Annotated in this window: 2 protein-coding genes; both read right to left on the bottom strand. The window is 35.0% G+C overall.

What is annotated here, in order from left to right; genetic code table 11:
* Positions 1–561, bottom strand: a 561-nt coding sequence (locus ACTQ46_RS11095; RefSeq protein ID WP_441749888.1) for a transposase, incomplete at its 3' end; no start/stop codon positions are given.
* A gap of 146 nt (positions 562–707) precedes the next feature.
* The coding region (locus tag ACTQ46_RS11090; protein WP_441749887.1) for a hypothetical protein at positions 708–938 on the bottom strand (231 nt) is incomplete at its 5' end.

Below are 938 nucleotides of genomic sequence, written 5' to 3'. Positions count from 1 at the left end.
ATTATCATTGCTCACTCGAGGTCTTGAATGGCTTTCTAAAACACCTAACTCTGTTAACAGAACACTAAGAGTTTTTCCTTTCAAAGTCGAACCGTTATCTCCGTGAAGTACTTTCAATTCTCTTTTAAGGTCTAATTCTTTCACCAGTTCTTTTAGAAATTCTTTTGATTGTTCTAAGGTATCTTGTTCAAATACACGTGTTCCAAGAATTTTACGACTGTATAAATCCATAACAACAAGTAATTTAAAATACATTCCTTTTACCAAAGTAGGAAGATACGTAATATCCCAAACAGCCACTTCATTCGGTCTGTATGCGATAACATTCGGCTTACAACGTGGTTTGCTTTCTTTTTGATTCGTATTTCTTTTTCGAGTGAGTTTTTCTTCTTTCATACGGCGATACATCGTAGAAGGAGAACAAATATAGATCCCCTGATCGAGTAAAAGTGGAACGATTTTATGAGGTGTTTTGTCTGCAAACCGCTCCTCGAATAGGACTTCAAAGATCTGATTTTCTTCTTTTTTGCTTAATTTATTCTTAGGATTAGACTTATCCACAGTCGTTCTTTTATCTTCTCTAAGAGGACTGTTTCGCCATCTTCTATAGGTGCTTTCCGATAAACAAATGAGCTTGCAGCAGTCTAAAAGAGTAGCTCCTTTGGATCTGGCTTCGTTGATGAGCTTTAGAATTTGTTTTCTTACATTTAACGATGTGTAGGATCCTCGTCCAAATCGCTTGTCTCCAATAACTGATCCACTTTTTTTTTAAGATCTAGAAGAGCCCAAGCGGTGTCTCTTTCTTTTTCTTTTGCCTTTAATTCTTTTTCTAAAGCAGCTGCCTTTTTCTTTAAATCAATATTTTCTTTTTTTAACTTATCCATTGTATTTTTGTTGTTTTTATTCATCTTTTCTATCTCCTGGCTATGATCGTGAAA

This window comes from Gallicola sp. Sow4_E12 (assembly GCF_052116305.1).
Taxonomy (GTDB): Bacteria; Bacillota; Clostridia; order Tissierellales; family Peptoniphilaceae; genus JBQKLI01.
Note: the sequence above shows the minus strand (reverse complement) of the source record. Positions and strands in the feature narration are given on the sequence as shown.